The sequence below is a fragment of the Micromonospora sp. NPDC005087 genome (genome assembly GCF_042872965.1).
Taxonomy (GTDB): domain Bacteria; phylum Actinomycetota; class Actinomycetes; order Mycobacteriales; family Micromonosporaceae; genus Micromonospora.
This window is the reverse complement of record NZ_JBIALB010000008.1, coordinates 306,693-321,212: the sequence shown is the minus strand read 5'-3', so window position 1 is coordinate 321,212 and position 14,520 is coordinate 306,693. Positions and strand designations below refer to the sequence as shown.

Here is a 14,520-nt window from a genome sequence, read left to right as displayed (position 1 = left end):
GCCGGCCCCTCGGCGTGAAACCAGCCCGCACAGAGCGAAGCCCGGCCCGCTGAAAGCGGGCCGGGCTTTCTCGTATGAGGAAGGGCTCAGCCCTTGCCGGCGTGGCTGGCGAGCTGGTCGAGGCCGTTGATGATGCCGCCGGCCAGGTCGCCCCCGCTGAACGCGCCGACCATGGAGAGCGCGGCCAGCTTGGCGTACGTGTCGGGGATGCGCTTGCGGGAGTGCCGTCCGGTGACGATCTCCAGCTGCCGCTGGTTGGGCGACACCGCGATCAGCACCGACTTGTCGGGGTTGGCGAGCTGGCGGTGCAGCCGCTGGGCGTGCTCCCGGACCGGCTCGTCGAGGCCGCCGACGAAGACCGAGAAGACCAGGCCGGTGCCCTGGTCGGCCAGGCGTAGCGCCTCGTCGATGCGCAGCAACTGACGGGTCGAGAACGGCCCGTCCAGCACCTCGGGCGGATTTACCGTCCCGGCCTGCTCCTCACCAACGGTCACTTGCGCCTCCGGTTCCACCGGCCGGCGCCTCAACGCTGGCCTGCTCAAGCTTGTGGCTGGTCAGCGCGGGCGCCTGCGCGCCCGCAGTCAGCGCGGTGCCGGCCGAGTCGGCCAGCTGCTCCGGGCGGCCAAGGAACCAGACCGGAGTGAAGTCGAAGGGTCGGCCCGGGCGGTAGCGCTTGGAGCCACCACCACCACCGGTACCACCGCCGCGGCCGCCGGCGTACGCCAGGCCGGCGATCACCAGCACTGCGGCCGCCGGGATGCCGACGAAGACCAGCAACGTCTCGGTAACAGACAATCCCAACGCCCCCAGGCGGAAGAAGGACCTCGAACAACCGGGTCGGATGAACGATCATGATGGCGATCGGCCGACTCCGTCGCCATTCACGTTAGCGGAGTCGACGGCCCGCCAGATTGCGGGGTGCCGATCCCATTGGTCACACCAGTTCTCCAGTTGCGCAGCGGCCGCGATGAGTCGCGCGTCGTCGCCGTACCGGCCGGTGAGCAGCACCCCGACGGGCAGGCCGTCGGTGGTCGTGCCCAGCGGCAGGGACACGGAGGGATCGCCGGTGACGTTGAAGATGGCGCAGTAGGGCGAAAAGCGGCGTTGCCGGTCGAAATCGGCCGCCGGGTCGCCGTCCGCGGTGAACCAGCCGACGGGTGCCTGCGGTGTGGCCAGGGTGGGACAGAGCAGCAGATCGCAGCCTGCGGTGCGGCGGGCGCCCAGGCGTACCTGGGCCTGCAACTCGCCGAGGGTGGCGGCCAGGGCGCCGGCGGAGACCTCGGCACCCCGGGCTCGCAGCAGCCGGGTCAGCGGCAGCAGCTCCGACTCCCGCTGCGGTGGCACCGGGGCCAGCGCCAGCACGTACCAGATGACTTCGAACAGCGGCCACGCCTCCGGCCCGAGCGGCGCCGGCACCTCGACCACCTCGTGGCCTGCGGCGGTGAGCAGCGCGGCCGCCCGGTCCACGGCGGCCACGCAGTCGGGGTGCACCGGCTCGTCGGCGAGCATCGGGGTGGTGAACCGGCCGATCCGCAGTCGGCCGGGCTCGGCCCGGCGGGCGGCGGCCAGGTAACCGCCGGGCGGCGCGGCCGGCGGCAGGTAGGGCTCACCGGGCACCGGCACGGCCATGACGTCGAGTAGTGCGGCGACGTCGGTGACGGTCCGGCCGAGCGGCCCGCTGGTGGGCAGGCCGAAAGCGCCGGAGCCGAGCGGCCCGCCGGAGACCAGGCCGCGGCTGGGTTTGTAGCCGACCAGGCCGCAGAGCGACGCCGGGATGCGCAGCGAGCCGCCGCCGTCGGAGCCCTGGGCGACCGGGACCAGCCCGGCCGCGACCGCCGCCGCCGCGCCGCCGCTGGAGCCGCCGGCGGTGTACGCGAGCTGCCACGGATTGCGGGCCGGCGGCGCGACCCGGCCCTCCGAGTAGAGCGAGCAGCCCAGCTCGGAGGTGGTCGTCTTGCCCAGGCTCACCAGCCCGGCGGCCTTGATGAACCGGACCACGTCGGCGTCGACCGGCGGGACGAAGTCGACGAAGGCAGCCGACCCGAAGGTGGTGCGGACCCCGGCGGTCAGAGTCAGGTCCTTGATCGCGGTCGGTACGCCGTGCAGCGGGCCACGTCCCTCGGCGGGCACGGCGTCGGCCGCGCGGGCGGCCTCCCGGGCCAGTTCCGGAGTGACCGTGACGAAAGCGCCCACGGTGTCGCCGATCGCCGCCACCCGGCGCAGGTGGTGCTCGACCAGGTCCCCGCTGGACAGCTCGCCGCGCGCCACGGCGGCGGCCTGCTCCAACGCGGTCAGGTCGTGCATGTCGGCCATGCCGTCATCCTGCCGGCCGCCGGCCTCCGGTGCACTCGTCACGCGCCGACGATCGGCAACCGGCCGCCGCCGCTCTCGCCGCCGCGCCCTTGGTCGCCGTACAGCCGCTCGTCGCGGGTGCCCGCCCGGTTCCCGCTCGATTGCTCCGCCGCTGCCGCCGGACCGCCGACAGTCCTTCAGACAGCCTTTGCACTGCTTCAACGCACGCAACAAGGGAGCGTCCGATATCCGGACGGTCGGTGTTGCGTGGAGTGAAGCAGAGCAAAGGCTGTCGAGGGGGTGGGTAAGGCCGCCACCGTCGTTGGGAAGGCCGCCACCGCGGGGGGCGAGCCAGCAAGCAAGGGCGACCGCGCTCAGCCGTGCAGGAAGCGCAGGGCGTTGGTGGCGAGGACCTTGTCGCGCTGCTCGGCGGTGAGGAAGTCGGCCGCGCGGACCACCGCGCCGGCCGGCCGCTCGCCCAACGGGTACGGATAGTCGCTGCCGACCAGCACGCGGTCCTCTCCCATGGTGTCGACCAGCAGGCGCAGCGCGGGCGGCGCGAAGACCACCGAGTCGACGCTGAACCGGTCGACGTAGCTGCTCGGCGGAGCTGCCGACGCGCCACGGACCAGGTCGCCACGGCGGTGCCAGGCGTTGTCGGCGCGGCCGAGCCAGAACGGGAAGCTGCCGCCGCCGTGCGCGAAGCAGAGCCGCAACGTCTCCGGCACCCGGTCGAAGACGCCGCCCAGGATCATCGCCAACACCGACAGGTGCGTCTCGGCGGGCATCCCGGTGAGCCAGCGGGCCATCCACCGGTCCAGGCGGGGGCCGCCCGGCATGTCCCACGGATGGACGAAGACCGGCGCCCCCACCTCAGCGCAGTGCTGGAGGAAGGTGACCACGCCGGCGTCGTCCAGGTCCCGGTCGCCGACGTGGTTGCCGATCTCCACGCCGACGTGCCCGGCGGCCAGGCAGCGGTCCAGTTCGGCGCAGGCGGCGTCCGGGTCCTGCAACGGCACCTGGCAGAACGGCACCAACCGGTCGCCGCCGCCCGCGGTGACCTCCAGGGTCAGGTCGTTGAAGATCCGGGCGACCTTCACGGCCTGATCGGCGGGGCGGTCGTAGCTGAAGAAGACCGGTGTCGGCGAGACGACCTGCACGTCCACGCCGTCCGCGTCCATGTCGGCCAGTCGGCTCGCCGCATCCCAACACTCGGCGCCGACCGGCCGGAACTCCGACTCCCCCACCATGATCATCGCGGCCCGCTCGGAGTCGACCCGCAGCCAGGGCCAGCCGGACCCGCCGCACGCGGCGCCGAGGTCCGGCCATCCCTTCGGTACGACGTGCGTGTGCACGTCGACCACGCCTGCGGGCATCAGCCCTTGCCCGGGTGCAGCGTGCCGCAGTTGGCGCAGGTACGCGCGGCCTCATCGGCGTAGAACGCCTGGAACACCGGCGGCAGATCGGCGGCGATGTCCCGGACCTGCAACTCGACCTCGTGCACCTTGTGCCCGCACTCCGGGCAGTACCACTGGAACGTCTCCAGCGTGCCCTCCTCGCGGACCCGCTCGACCACGACACCGATCGAACCGGCCTCCGGCCGCTGCGGCGAGTGCGGGGTGTTCCGCGGCAGCATCCACATCTGCCCCTCGCGCACGTGCACCGTGCGCGGCCCCTCGGGGCTCATGAGGTTGATGTGCATGTTGCCCTTGACCTGGTAGAAGAACTCCTCGTACGGGTCCACGTGGAAGTCGGTGCGCTGGTTGGGCCCGCCCACCACCATCACGATGAAGTCGTCCCCGCCGGGGAACATCTCCTTGTTGCCGACCGGCGGCTTCAACAGGTGCTGGTTGTCCGCGATCCATCCCGGAAAACTGAACGGCTCGGCGATCTCACTCACGACTGACCTCCCGAGGGAAGAAGGGCCACGGCCTGAATCTCGATGAGCAGGTGCGGGTGGGGCAACTGGTGCACCGCCACCGTCGTGCGGGTCGGCCCGGACGCGTCGAAGAACTCCGCCCACACCTCGTTGTAACCACCGAAGTCGTTCATGCTGACCAGGTACGACGTCACCTGGACGAGGTCGGCCAGGTCGGCGCCGACCGAGCGCAGCAGATCCCGGACGTTCTCGACGACCGCGCGCGTCTGCACCCGGATGTCGAGGTTCGTCGTCCCGAACTCGTCCACCTCGACACCGGCGAACGAGTTGTCCGCCCGCCGGGACGACGTACCGGAGACGAAGACGAACCCGCCCGCGACCTTGACGTGCGGAAACGCCCCCCGCGGTGTGGCCTTTCCGGCCACCACCCGCGCCCCGCCGCTCATGCCGACGCCTTCAACGACGCCGTGCCGAGCTTCTCCACCACGGCCCGCACGTGCGCACCCGGACGCAGCGGCACCGCGGCGGTGGCGGCGCCGGCCAGGAAGACCCACCCGGACTGCAGGCGCACGCCGTGCCGGCCGGCCAGCCGGATGCCCTCGTCGAGCGCCCGACGCGGATCGCCGAGGATCGCCGCCGTCGAGCCGACCTGAACGACCCGCCCGTCGACCTCCAGCAACACGCCGAGGTTGTCCAACCCGTCCGGCACCGGCGACCACGGCCCGATGACGAACGCCGCGGCCGAGGTGTTGTCTGCGATCACGTCCGGCAGGGAGAACCGGAAGTCGGCGTACCGGGAGTCGATCAGCTCGATCGCCGGGGCGACCGCGCGGACCGCCGAGGCGAAGTCGCCGACCTGCTCGCCCGGCTCGGGCAGCCGGTCCAGCAGGAACGCCACCTCCGGCTCGACCCGGGGGTGGATGTACGCGGCCGGGTCGACGACGCCGCCGTCGGGCACCCGCATCGCGTCGGTGAGCCGCCCCCAGATCACCTCGTCCACGCCGACCTGCGCCATCTTCGCCTTGCTGGTCAGACCCATCTTCAGCCCGACCAGCCGCTCACCCCGGTCCAGTCGGCGCTGCACCAGCGCCGCCTGCACGCCGTACGCGCTCGGCACGTCCAGCCCCACCTCCGCGGCGAGCTGTGGAATGGCGGTGGCGGTGTCCGCCGCCGCGCCGAGTTTCGCCGCGACGCCCACGGTGTCCACGCCGATCATTGCGCCACCTTCTTCTCGCGCTGACCCACCAGGTCCAGCGCCACGTCCACGATCATGTCCTCCTGGCCGCCGACCATCCGTCGCCGTCCCAGCTCGACCAGGATCGAACGGACGTCGACGCCGTACTTCGCCGAGGCCCGTTCGGCGTGCCGCAGGAAGCTGGAGTAGACCCCGGCGTACCCCAGGGAGAGCGTCTCCCGGTCCACCTGGACCGGCCGGTCCTGCAGCGGACGGACCAGGTCGTCGGCGGCGTCCATCAGCGCGAACACGTCGCAGCCGTGCCGCCAGCCGTGCAGCTCGGCGACCGCGACGAAGACCTCCAGCGGGGCGTTGCCGGCGCCGGCGCCCATCCCGGCCAGTGAGGCGTCCACCCGCACGGTCCGACCGTGCGCCGCGTCGGCGTCGGCCGGGGCGGACCCGGTGACCCGGCCGTGCTCGACGGCGAGCACGCTGTTGGCCACCCCGAGGGACAGGTTGTGGTGGGCGTGGATGCCGATCTGCGTCTCCGGCTCCAGCACCTGCCGGTACGCGTCGACGCGCTGCGCCACGTCGGACATCAGCAGCCGGCCACCCGAGTCGGTGACGTAGACGCAGTGCGCGCCGTACGACTCCATCAGCTTGGCCTGCCCGGCCAGCCCGGCCGGGTCGTTCATGTGCGACATCATCAGGAACCCGGCCACGTCCATGCCGTTCTCCCGCGCCCAGGAGATGTGCTGGGCGGAGATGTCGGCCTCCGTGCAGTGGGTTGCGATGCGGACGCTGGTCACCCCGAGGGCCTTCGCCGCCTTCAGGTCGGCGATGGTGCCGATGCCCGGCAGCAGCAGGGTCGTCAGCTTCGCCGTGGTCAGCACCTCGGCGGCAGCGGAGATCCACTCGGCGTCGCTGGCCGCGCCGTGGCCGTAGTTGACGCTGGAGCCGGCGAGCCCGTCGCCGTGCGCCACCTCGATAGCGGCCACCCCGGCGGCGTCCAGCGCGGCGGCGATGGCGCGCACCTGGTCGACCGTGTACCGGTGGGCAATGGCGTGCATGCCGTCGCGCAGCGTCACGTCCTGGATGTACAGGGCCGTCATCGGGCGATCACCTCACGCAGCGCGACCAGCCGCTCCGCGGTACGCAGCGCGGCGGAGGTCATGATGTCCAGATTGCCGGCGTACGCCGGCAGGTAGTGCCCGGCGCCGGAGACCTCCAGGAAGACCGACACCTGCAGGGCGGTGAGCTGACGCCCGAGCGTCGGCAGGTACGCCTCCACCCGGTCGAACTGCACGTCCTGCTTGAGGCGGTAGCCGGGGACGTACTCCTGCACGGTCGCCACCATGTCGGCCACCCCGGCGGCGATGGCGGCGGTGTCGGCGTCGGCGTCCGGGCAGAGGCAGTAGACGGTGTCGCGCATCAGCAGCGGCGGGTCCGCCGGGTTCAGCACGATGATCGCCTTGCCCCGTTCGGCGCCGCCGACCACCTCGATGGCCCGGGCCGTCGTCTCGGTGAACTCGTCGATGTTGGCCCGGGTGCCCGGCCCGGCCGAGCGGGACGCGATCGACGCGACGATCTCCCCGTACGCCACCGGGGTGACCCGGCGCACCGCGGCGACGATCGGCACGGTCGCCTGCCCGCCGCAGGTCACCATGTTCACGTTCGGCTCGTGCAGGTGCTCGTCGAGGTTGACCGGCGGCACCACGTACGGGCCGAGCGCGGCGGGGGTCAGGTCGACCACCGTGCGGCCGTGCGCGCGCAGCACCTCGTCGTGTCGCCGGTGCGCGCCGGCCGACGTGGCGTCGAAGACCAGCTCGACGTCGGCGAACTCCGGCATCGCGACCAGCCCGTCCACGCCCTCGGCGGTGGTGGCCACGCCGAGCCGGCGGGCCCGTGCCAGGCCGTCGGAGGCCGGATCGATGCCGGCCATCGCCACCATCCGCAGCTGGCTGCTGAGCCGCAGCACCTTGATCATCAGGTCGGTGCCGATGTTTCCGGAACCGAGCACCGCCACACCGGTCGTCACTGACCACCCTCCTTGCTGAAACACGTCCGCACCGAGCCCAGCCCGGAGATCCGCGCCTCGTACGCGGCCCCCGGAGTGACCGGAACCATCGGGCCGAGGGCCCCGGAGAGCACCACGTCCCCGGCGCGCAGCGGGTCACCCGCGCGAGCCAGCGTGCCGGCCAGCCAGTGCAGGGCGTGCAGCGGGTTGCCCAGGCAGGCCGCGCCGGCGCCCACCGAGACCGGCTCACCGGCGTGCTCCAGCACCATCCCGCAGAGCCGCAGGTCGAGGTCGGCGAGCCGGCGCGGCGTGGTGCCGAGCACGAAGAGCCCGCTGGAGGCGTTGTCGGCGACCGTGTCCACGATGGAGATGTCCCAGGCGGCGATCCGTGAGTCGACGATCTCGATCGCCGGCAGCACGTGGTCGACGGCGCGGACCAGGTCGACCGTGGTGATCCGCGGCTCCGGTAGATCCTTGCCGAGCACGAACGCGACCTCCGCCTCGACCCGCGGCTGGAGCAGCCGGTCGATGGCCACCTCGGCGCCGTCGGCGACGGCCATCGCGTCGGTCAGCATGCCGAAGTCCGGTTGGAAGACCCCGAAGCTCTCCTGCACCGCCCGGGAGGTAAGCCCGATCTTCGCGCCGACCCGGCGCTCGCCCTGACCCTGCCAGGCCCGCGCCTGGAGCTGCTGCACGCGGTACGCCGACTCGACGTCGCCCTCCGTCAGCAGCCGGCCGCGCAGGGGTGGGCACGGCTTGCCGGTGGTGCGGGCCTCGGCCAGCTCCCGGTTGGCGGCCTCGATGTCAGCTTTCATGCCCGCTCCTCGCTGCGGTGGCTCACGACAGGTCCACGCAGACGTTGGTGAGTTCGGAGTAGAAGTTCAACGAGTGCACGCCACCCTCGCGGCCGATGCCGGACGCCTTCACCCCGCCGAACGGGGTACGCAGGTCGCGCAGGAACCAGGTGTTGACCCAGACAATGCCGGCGTCCAGCCGGGCACCGGCCCGGTGCGCACGGCCCACGTCCCGGGTCCACACCGTCGCCGCCAGCCCGTACTCGGTGCCGTTGGCCAGCGCGTACGCCTCGTCCTCGGTGTCGAACGGCGCGACGTGCACCACCGGGCCGAAGATCTCCTCGCGGTTGGTGCGGGCGTCCGCGCCGAGCCCGGTGAGCACCGTCGGCTGCACGTACGACCCGCCGTCGCGAGCGTCACCGAAGGTGGGCGTGCCGCCGCCGGTCAGCACCTTCGCGCCCTCGGCGCGGGCCAGCTCGTAGTGGCCGAGCACCTTGGCCCGGTGCTGATGGGAGATCAGCGGCATGGTGGCCGTCGCCTCGTCGGCCGGCCAGCCGTACGCCAGCTCGCCGGCCCGCTTCGCCAGCCGGGCGGTGAACTCCTCGAAGATCGGACGCTGGACGTAGATGCGCTCGGTGCAGAGGCAGACCTGCCCGCCGTTGGTGAAGCTGGAGCGCACCGAGCCGGCCACCGCAGCGTCCAGGTCGGCGTCGGCGAAGACCAGGCCGGCGTTCTTGCCGCCCAGCTCGAAGCTCACCGCCTTCACCCCGTCGGCGGCGGCTCGCATGATCGCGCCGCCGGTGGCCGACTCACCGGTGAAGGTGATCGCGTCCACCCCGGGGTGGCGGGTGAGGAACTCGCCGGCCGAGTCGGGCCCGAACCCGTGCACCAGGTTGAACACCCCGGCCGGTACGCCGGCGGCGGCCATCACCTCGGCGAGCACCGTCGCCGAGGCCGGCGTCTCCTCGCTGGGCTTGATCACCACGGCGTTGCCGCAGGCCAGCGCGGGGGCGACCTTCCAGGTGAGCAGCAGCAGCGGCAGGTTCCACGGCACGATCACCGCGACCACGCCGACCGGCTTGCGGACCGCGTAGTTGAGCGCCCGACCGCCGGTCGGCGTGACCGTGGTGAACGACTCGGTGGGCGCGGTCGCCACGATCTCCGCGAACGCCCGGAAGTTCGCCGCGCCCCGAGGGATGTCCAGCGTGCGGGCCTGGGCGATGGACTTGCCGGTGTCGGCGACCTCGGCGGTGACCAGGTCGTCGAAGCGGCGTTCCAGCTCGTCGGCGACCCGGCGCAGCACCTCGGCGCGCTCGCGTTCGCCCATCCGGCCCCACGGCCCGCGCAGCGCGGCCCGGGCGGCGGCCACCGCGTCGTCCACGGTGGACTTCGACGCCTCGGCCACCTCGAAGACCTGCTCGCCGGTCACCGGGCTCATTTTGGTGAACGTCGGCCCTCCGTCGACGAACTCGCCGGCCACGAAGTTGCGCAGCCGCGGTGGCCCGGCTGGCGCCCGGCCGTCCATCAGTCGGGGATCCCAGCTGCCAGTCATGCGCGCCTCCCTCGGCTGAGCGCCGCGCCGATCGCACCGACCAGCAGCAACGCGGCGCCGCCGGCGAGCACGCCGAGCGCCCGGTGCTGCCGGCGGACCCGACGGCGAACCTCGGCGTACGGGGTGGTGGAGAAGGACACCAGCTCGTACTGGGAAACGTACCGGCCGGGCAGCGCCCGTTCCAGTGCGTGCTCCACCCGCCGACCGAGCTGGAAGACCGGTGAGGCGACCTTGTCCCGCATCTCCACGAAGTTGGTCAACGCCATCCTCGCGATGGCCTCGGCGTTCTCCTGCCGCCGCCGCTGGAACAGGGGCAGCGCCGCCGCCCAGTCGTCGGCGCACTCGTCGAGACAGCGGTCCAGCTCCACCACGTCCTCGAAGGCGCAGTTGGCGCCCTGGCCGTAGAACGGCACGATGGCGTGCGCGGCGTCGCCGAGCAGGCCGACCGTGCCGTTGACCTGCCAGGGTGTGCAGCGGACCGTGCCGAGCACGCCCACCGGGTTGTGCTGGTAGTCGTCCACCAGGCCCGGCGCCAGCGGGATCACGTCCGGGTAGTGCTGGGCGAAGTGCCGCTCGATCGCGGCCGGGCTGTCCAGCGAGGCGAAGCTGCCTGCGCCCTGGTTGGGCCAGAACAGCGTGCAGGTGAAGGAGCGGTCCGGGTTGGGCAGGGCGATCATCATCGAGGTGCCGCGCGGCCAGATGTGCAGCGCGTCCGGATCCAGCGCGAAATCCCCGCCCAGTGGCGGCAGGGTCAGCTCCTTGTAGCCGTAGTCGAGGAGATCCACGCTCTCGCTCAGCAGCCCGTGCGCCAGCAGCTGCCCGCGTACCGCCGAGCCCGCGCCGTCGGCTCCAAGCACCACCGACGCCTTGGCGGTGACCGGGCCCTGCGGGGTGTCGAAGGTCAGGCCGCCGTCGGTCGGGTCGAGCCCGACCAGCCGGTGATCGAAGACGATCCGTACGCCGGGCAGCTCGGCGGCCGCGTCCAGCAGGGCGTTGTTCAGCGCACCCCGGCTGATCGAGTTGATCGCCCGGTCACCGGCCGCGCTGTACGACTGGAACTGCGGCTCCCCCTCGACCGGGTGGATCATCCGGCCGCGCATCGGCAGGGCGTCGGTCATCACCTGCTCGTCGAGGCCGATCCGGCGCAGCGCGTCCAGCCCGCGCTCGGAGAGCGCCAGGTTGATGGAGCGGCCCCGCTCCGCCGTGCCGGCGCGCGGGTCCGGCCGGCGCTCGTAGAGCGCCACCGGGTAGCCGCGCCGGGCCAGGAAGCAGGCGGCCAGGCAGCCAGCCAGTCCGGCGCCGATGATCGCGATCTCGTCGCGCTGGGAAGTCATGAGGACACCTGCCCAACCGTCGCGGCGAGCGCTGCGGCGGCCCGCCAACAGTCGTGATACGTGGAGTAGAGCGGCACCGGGGCGAACCGGACCACGTCCGGCTCCCGGGCGTCCGCGATCACGCCGTGTTCGTGCCGCAGGCGCTTGGTCAGCTCGGCGGCGCTACCGGCGCCGATCCGCACCGAGAGCTGGCAGCCCCGCCGGGCGGGGTCGCGCGGGGTGATGACGCGCAGCGGCCGGTCGGCGGTGACCTCGTCGAGCAGTTGCTCCAGCCAACCGGTGAGCCGCAGGCTGCGGACGCGCAACGCCGGCATGCCGACCGCGTCGAACAGCTCCAGCGAGGTGCGCACCGGGCCCATCGCGAAGATCGGCGGGTTGGAGATCTGCCAGGCCTCCACGGTGGCCGGTGGCCGGGACACCGGCGTCATCTCGAACCGGGTGGCCGCCGCGGTGCTCCACCACCCCTCGAAGCGGGGCAGGTCGGGGTCGCCGAGGTGCCGCTCGTGCACGAAGACACCGGCCAGCGCGCCCGGCCCCGAGTTCAGGTACTTGTAGGAGCACCAGGCGGCGAAGTCGACGTCCCAGTCGTGCAGGGCCAGCGGCACATTGCCGACCGCGTGCGCCAGGTCCCAACCGACCACCGCGCCGGCCGCCCGGCCGGCGGCCGTGATCGCCGGGATGTCGAGCAGCTCGCCGGTCAGGTAGTTGACCCCGCCGAGCAGCACCAGCGCCACCCGGTCACCCTCGGCGGCCAGGTATCCGGTCACGTCCTCGGTGCGCAGGGCGTCCTCGCCGGGGCGCGGGCGCAGCCGGACCACGGTCTCGTCCGGGTCCAGGCCGTGGAACCGCGCCTGGCTGCGCACCGCGTAGCTGTCCGAGGGGAACGCGGCGTCCTCGATGACGATGCGGGTGCGGGCGCCGGCCGGGCGGTAGAAGCTGACCATCAGCAGGTGCAGGTTGACCGTGAGCGAGTTCATCACCACGGTCTCCGCGGGCCGGGCGCCGACCAGTCGGGCCGCCGGCGCCGTCAACAGCTCGTGGTACGGCAGCCAGGCCCGCTCCGCCTCCAGGTGCCCCTCGACGCCGAGCCGCTGCCAGGCGTCCAGATCGGCGAGGAGTTCGTCACGGGTGGCCCGGGGCTGCAGTCCGAGCGAGTTGCCGGCGAGGTACGCCGACTCGGCGTGGCTGCCGCCGTCGGCCGGCGGCACGTGGAACAGGTGCCGGTGGCCCGGGTCGGCGTCGTCCAGGCGGCGGGCCTCCGCTTCGCCAGCGGCGAAGCCCAGTGGCTCGGTTTGAGGGGTGTGCACAGGGGTGTCTCGCTCTCCGGTCACATCGCGGTGCGGGCCGACCACAGCTCCGGGAAGACCACCCGGGCCATGCTGCGCTGCAACCACGCCAGTCCGGCGGAGCCGCCGCTGCCGACCTTGGCGCCCATTGTCCGCTGCACCGCCTTGACGTGGTTCCACCGCCAGTCGCCGAACTCCTCGGCGACCCCGCTCAACGCCTCGCCGAGCAGCCGCAGGTGGTTGTCCGGGCCGGCGTCGGCGTAGATCCGCACCCAGGCCGCCTCGACCGACGGCTGCGGGTCGTGCTCGACCGCCACGTCCCGGTCGAGCAGGTCGGCGGGGAGGTCGAAGCCGTGCCGGGCGAGCAGCGCGAGCACGTCGTCCCAGAGGCTCGGGCTGGCCAGGGCGGCGCTGAGCTCGGCGTACACCTCGGTCTGCCGGCGGAACGGCCGGATCAGCGCCGGATCGCGCAGCCCGAGCAGGAACTCCAGCTGCCGGTACATCGCCGACTGGAAGCCGGAGCCCTCGCCGAGCAGGTTGCGGAACCGGTTGAAGTCGGCCGGCGTCATCCAGCGCAGACCCTGCCAGGCGGCATTCAGCCCCTCCAGGTGCAGCGTGGCGCGGCGCAGCGGGGCCAGCGCGTCCCAGACCCGGTCGGCGCGCAGCAGTCGCTGGGTCTCCCGCAGCTCGTGGCAGGTCAGCCCGAAGTACAGCTCCATGATCTGGCTGACCACCAGGAAGGACATCTCACCCGGGTCGGTGCTGAGCGGGTGCTGCAACTGGTGCAGGGCGCTCGCCTGCACGTACGCGTCGTACGGCACCAGCTCGGCGAACTCCAACGTCGGCTCGCCGCCGTTGCGCGCGGCGCGGGCGGCCCGCTGCCGCGGGGTCACCGGTCGCACCGTGGCGGCGCGGTTCGGCGCCCGCCGCTCCGTCTGATCCACCATTGGTCTCCCTCCCCCGGACTGCCGACGTCATGATCTCGCGGTCAGATCGGCCTGCGGAATGCCGGATCAACGGCTTCCGCCGCGTTCTCCTGGTGAAACAAAGGCAGCTAGGCGAATTGAGTTCACGAAAGTAAGGTCTGAGCGTGGACGACATGGACTGGGCGCTGCTGCGTGAGTTGCAGGCCGACGCGCGGCTCTCCTTCAGCGAGTTGTCCCGGCGGGTGCACCTGTCCCCACCTGCGGTCGCCGAACGGGTCCGCCGGCTGGAGGAGGCCGGGGTGATCACCGGCTACCACGCCCACGTCGACCTGACCCGGGCCGGTCGCACCGTGGTCGCCCTGATCCGGATGTCCTGCTACGGCGCGCGGTGCATCCTGCACGATCCCGCGGTCGCCGGCTGGCCGGAGATCCTGGAGATCCACCGGATCACCGGGGACGCGTGCAGCATGCTCAAGGTGGCGGCCGGTTCGATCGGCGAGTTCGAGGCGGTCATCGACCGACTCGCCCCGTACGGTCAGCCGTCGAGCACGATGGTCCTGTCCTCCCCGCTGGACTGGCAGCCGATCACCCCGCTCCCGTCCGCCGGCACCACCTCACGCCACCGCTGACCCCACCCGCACCCTGCCCTCCTGCGGGTTTGCCCCCTGGCCAGCGGGAAATCAGCGCGGTGCCCAGGGGAGGGTTCCGGCGGTCGTCGCCGGGAGGGGGAAATCATGCAGGGTCTTCGCACGATCAACCGCGCGCTCTCGGCCGCCCTGACACTGGTCGGGCTGGTCGGGGCATTCGTCCTGATGTCGGTCTCGCCGGCACGCGCCGGTGAGAACACCTTCATCGAGGTGACGCCGAACAGCGTCCAGGCCGGCAGCCGGGTCAATATCCGGGCGAGCTGCGACAACAACAACAATGAGCAGGCCAACGTGCACTCCGACGCGTTCGGGAACGTGATGCTCAGACCGGACAAGGGGTTCCTGACCGGCGAGGTGACCGTCCCGGGCGACAAACAGCCCGGTGACTACCCGGTCGACCTGCGCTGCCAGAACGGCCAGACGGCCTCGACCATGCTGACCGTGCTGAACATGGCCTCACCCAGCAAGGGGCCGGCGACCGGGGGCGGCGGCACGGCCGGCGGTCACGGCACCGGATCGCTGCTGGTACTCGGCGGGGTGGCGCTCGTGGCCACCGCGATCGTGCTCGGCATGGCCGGGAACCGGCGCCGGACCGGAGCCGGCTCCTGAGCCGGATCAA

The 14,520-nt window shown here is 72.5% G+C and carries 16 protein-coding genes; 2 read left to right on the top strand and 14 right to left on the bottom strand.

Annotated features, from left to right (window positions below):
• Nucleotides 1-86: 86 nt before the first annotated feature.
• The 14 genes from ACFYPS_RS20980 to ACFYPS_RS20915 form a co-directional block, all read right to left on the bottom strand.
• A complete protein-coding gene (locus ACFYPS_RS20980; RefSeq protein WP_354963984.1) occupies nt 87-494 on the bottom strand; it encodes a DUF5130 family protein in 408 nt (135 codons plus the stop codon).
• Nucleotides 481-777, bottom strand: coding sequence for a hypothetical protein (locus tag ACFYPS_RS20975; RefSeq protein WP_354964029.1), 297 nt, complete (start codon nt 775-777; stop codon nt 481-483). The genes ACFYPS_RS20980 and ACFYPS_RS20975 overlap by 14 nt, the downstream gene beginning before the upstream one ends.
• Nucleotides 778-849: 72 nt before the next feature.
• Entirely contained in the window at nt 850-2,313 is a 1,464-nt protein-coding gene (locus ACFYPS_RS20970) for an amidase (protein WP_354964028.1), read from the bottom strand.
• A gap of 353 nt (nt 2,314-2,666) precedes the next feature.
• The gene (locus ACFYPS_RS20965) at nt 2,667-3,668 is read right to left on the bottom strand and encodes an amidohydrolase family protein (RefSeq protein WP_354963983.1); all 1,002 of its coding nucleotides are present in this window, start codon (nt 3,666-3,668) and stop codon (nt 2,667-2,669) included.
• The gene (locus tag ACFYPS_RS20960; protein WP_354963982.1) at nt 3,668-4,192 is read right to left on the bottom strand and encodes a 3-hydroxyanthranilate 3,4-dioxygenase; all 525 of its coding nucleotides are present in this window, start codon (nt 4,190-4,192) and stop codon (nt 3,668-3,670) included. Before ACFYPS_RS20960 ends, ACFYPS_RS20965 begins: the two co-directional genes overlap by 1 nt.
• Complete coding sequence (locus ACFYPS_RS20955; RefSeq protein WP_354963981.1) at nt 4,189-4,617, bottom strand: RidA family protein; 429 nt, start codon at nt 4,615-4,617, stop codon at nt 4,189-4,191. The genes ACFYPS_RS20960 and ACFYPS_RS20955 overlap by 4 nt, the downstream gene beginning before the upstream one ends.
• A complete protein-coding gene (locus ACFYPS_RS20950; RefSeq protein ID WP_354963980.1) occupies nt 4,614-5,387 on the bottom strand; it encodes a fumarylacetoacetate hydrolase family protein in 774 nt (257 codons plus the stop codon). Before ACFYPS_RS20950 ends, ACFYPS_RS20955 begins: the two co-directional genes overlap by 4 nt.
• Nucleotides 5,384-6,457, bottom strand: a complete 1,074-nt coding sequence (dmpG, locus tag ACFYPS_RS20945) for a 4-hydroxy-2-oxovalerate aldolase (RefSeq protein WP_354963979.1) — start codon at nt 6,455-6,457, stop codon at nt 5,384-5,386. The genes ACFYPS_RS20950 and dmpG overlap by 4 nt, the downstream gene beginning before the upstream one ends.
• On the bottom strand, nt 6,454-7,383 hold the full coding sequence (locus tag ACFYPS_RS20940; protein WP_354963978.1) for an acetaldehyde dehydrogenase (acetylating): 930 nt from the start codon (nt 7,381-7,383) through the stop codon (nt 6,454-6,456). Before ACFYPS_RS20940 ends, dmpG begins: the two co-directional genes overlap by 4 nt.
• Nucleotides 7,380-8,177, bottom strand: a complete 798-nt coding sequence (locus tag ACFYPS_RS20935; protein ID WP_354963977.1) for a fumarylacetoacetate hydrolase family protein — start codon at nt 8,175-8,177, stop codon at nt 7,380-7,382. The genes ACFYPS_RS20940 and ACFYPS_RS20935 overlap by 4 nt, the downstream gene beginning before the upstream one ends.
• Nucleotides 8,178-8,199: 22 nt before the next feature.
• The gene (locus ACFYPS_RS20930; protein WP_354964027.1) at nt 8,200-9,681 is read right to left on the bottom strand and encodes a 2-hydroxymuconic semialdehyde dehydrogenase; all 1,482 of its coding nucleotides are present in this window, start codon (nt 9,679-9,681) and stop codon (nt 8,200-8,202) included.
• A gap of 23 nt (nt 9,682-9,704) precedes the next feature.
• The gene (locus ACFYPS_RS20925) at nt 9,705-11,042 is read right to left on the bottom strand and encodes an NAD(P)/FAD-dependent oxidoreductase (RefSeq protein WP_354963976.1); all 1,338 of its coding nucleotides are present in this window, start codon (nt 11,040-11,042) and stop codon (nt 9,705-9,707) included.
• On the bottom strand, nt 11,039-12,349 hold the full coding sequence (gene kynU / locus ACFYPS_RS20920) for a kynureninase (RefSeq protein ID WP_354963975.1): 1,311 nt from the start codon (nt 12,347-12,349) through the stop codon (nt 11,039-11,041). The genes ACFYPS_RS20925 and kynU overlap by 4 nt, the downstream gene beginning before the upstream one ends.
• Nucleotides 12,350-12,369: 20 nt before the next feature.
• Entirely contained in the window at nt 12,370-13,272 is a 903-nt protein-coding gene (locus ACFYPS_RS20915; protein ID WP_354963974.1) for a tryptophan 2,3-dioxygenase family protein, read from the bottom strand.
• A gap of 146 nt (nt 13,273-13,418) precedes the next feature.
• Between ACFYPS_RS20915 and ACFYPS_RS20910 the strand changes: the two genes are divergently transcribed.
• Nucleotides 13,419-13,883, top strand: coding sequence for an Lrp/AsnC family transcriptional regulator (locus ACFYPS_RS20910; RefSeq protein ID WP_354963973.1), 465 nt, complete (start codon nt 13,419-13,421; stop codon nt 13,881-13,883).
• Between the two features lie 153 nt (nt 13,884-14,036).
• Nucleotides 14,037-14,510, top strand: a complete 474-nt coding sequence (locus tag ACFYPS_RS20905) for a hypothetical protein (RefSeq protein ID WP_387326240.1) — start codon at nt 14,037-14,039, stop codon at nt 14,508-14,510.
• The last annotated feature ends 10 nt before the right edge of the window (nt 14,511-14,520 follow it).

What these genes read in the sequence shown, in the direction of transcription:
- ACFYPS_RS20970 (WP_354964028.1), bottom strand. Translation starts at nt 2,313, where the DNA reads ATGGCCGACATGCACGACCTGACCGCGTTGGAGCAGGCCGCCGCCGTG.
- ACFYPS_RS20965 (WP_354963983.1), bottom strand. Translation starts at nt 3,668, where the DNA reads ATGCCCGCAGGCGTGGTCGACGTGCACACGCACGTCGTACCGAAGGGA.
- ACFYPS_RS20955 (WP_354963981.1), bottom strand. Translation starts at nt 4,617, where the DNA reads ATGAGCGGCGGGGCGCGGGTGGTGGCCGGAAAGGCCACACCGCGGGGG.
- ACFYPS_RS20950 (WP_354963980.1), bottom strand. Translation starts at nt 5,387, where the DNA reads ATGATCGGCGTGGACACCGTGGGCGTCGCGGCGAAACTCGGCGCGGCG.
- dmpG (WP_354963979.1), bottom strand. Translation starts at nt 6,457, where the DNA reads ATGACGGCCCTGTACATCCAGGACGTGACGCTGCGCGACGGCATGCAC.
- ACFYPS_RS20935 (WP_354963977.1), bottom strand. Translation starts at nt 8,177, where the DNA reads ATGAAAGCTGACATCGAGGCCGCCAACCGGGAGCTGGCCGAGGCCCGC.
- ACFYPS_RS20930 (WP_354964027.1), bottom strand. Translation starts at nt 9,681, where the DNA reads ATGGACGGCCGGGCGCCAGCCGGGCCACCGCGGCTGCGCAACTTCGTG.
- ACFYPS_RS20925 (WP_354963976.1), bottom strand. Translation starts at nt 11,042, where the DNA reads ATGACTTCCCAGCGCGACGAGATCGCGATCATCGGCGCCGGACTGGCT.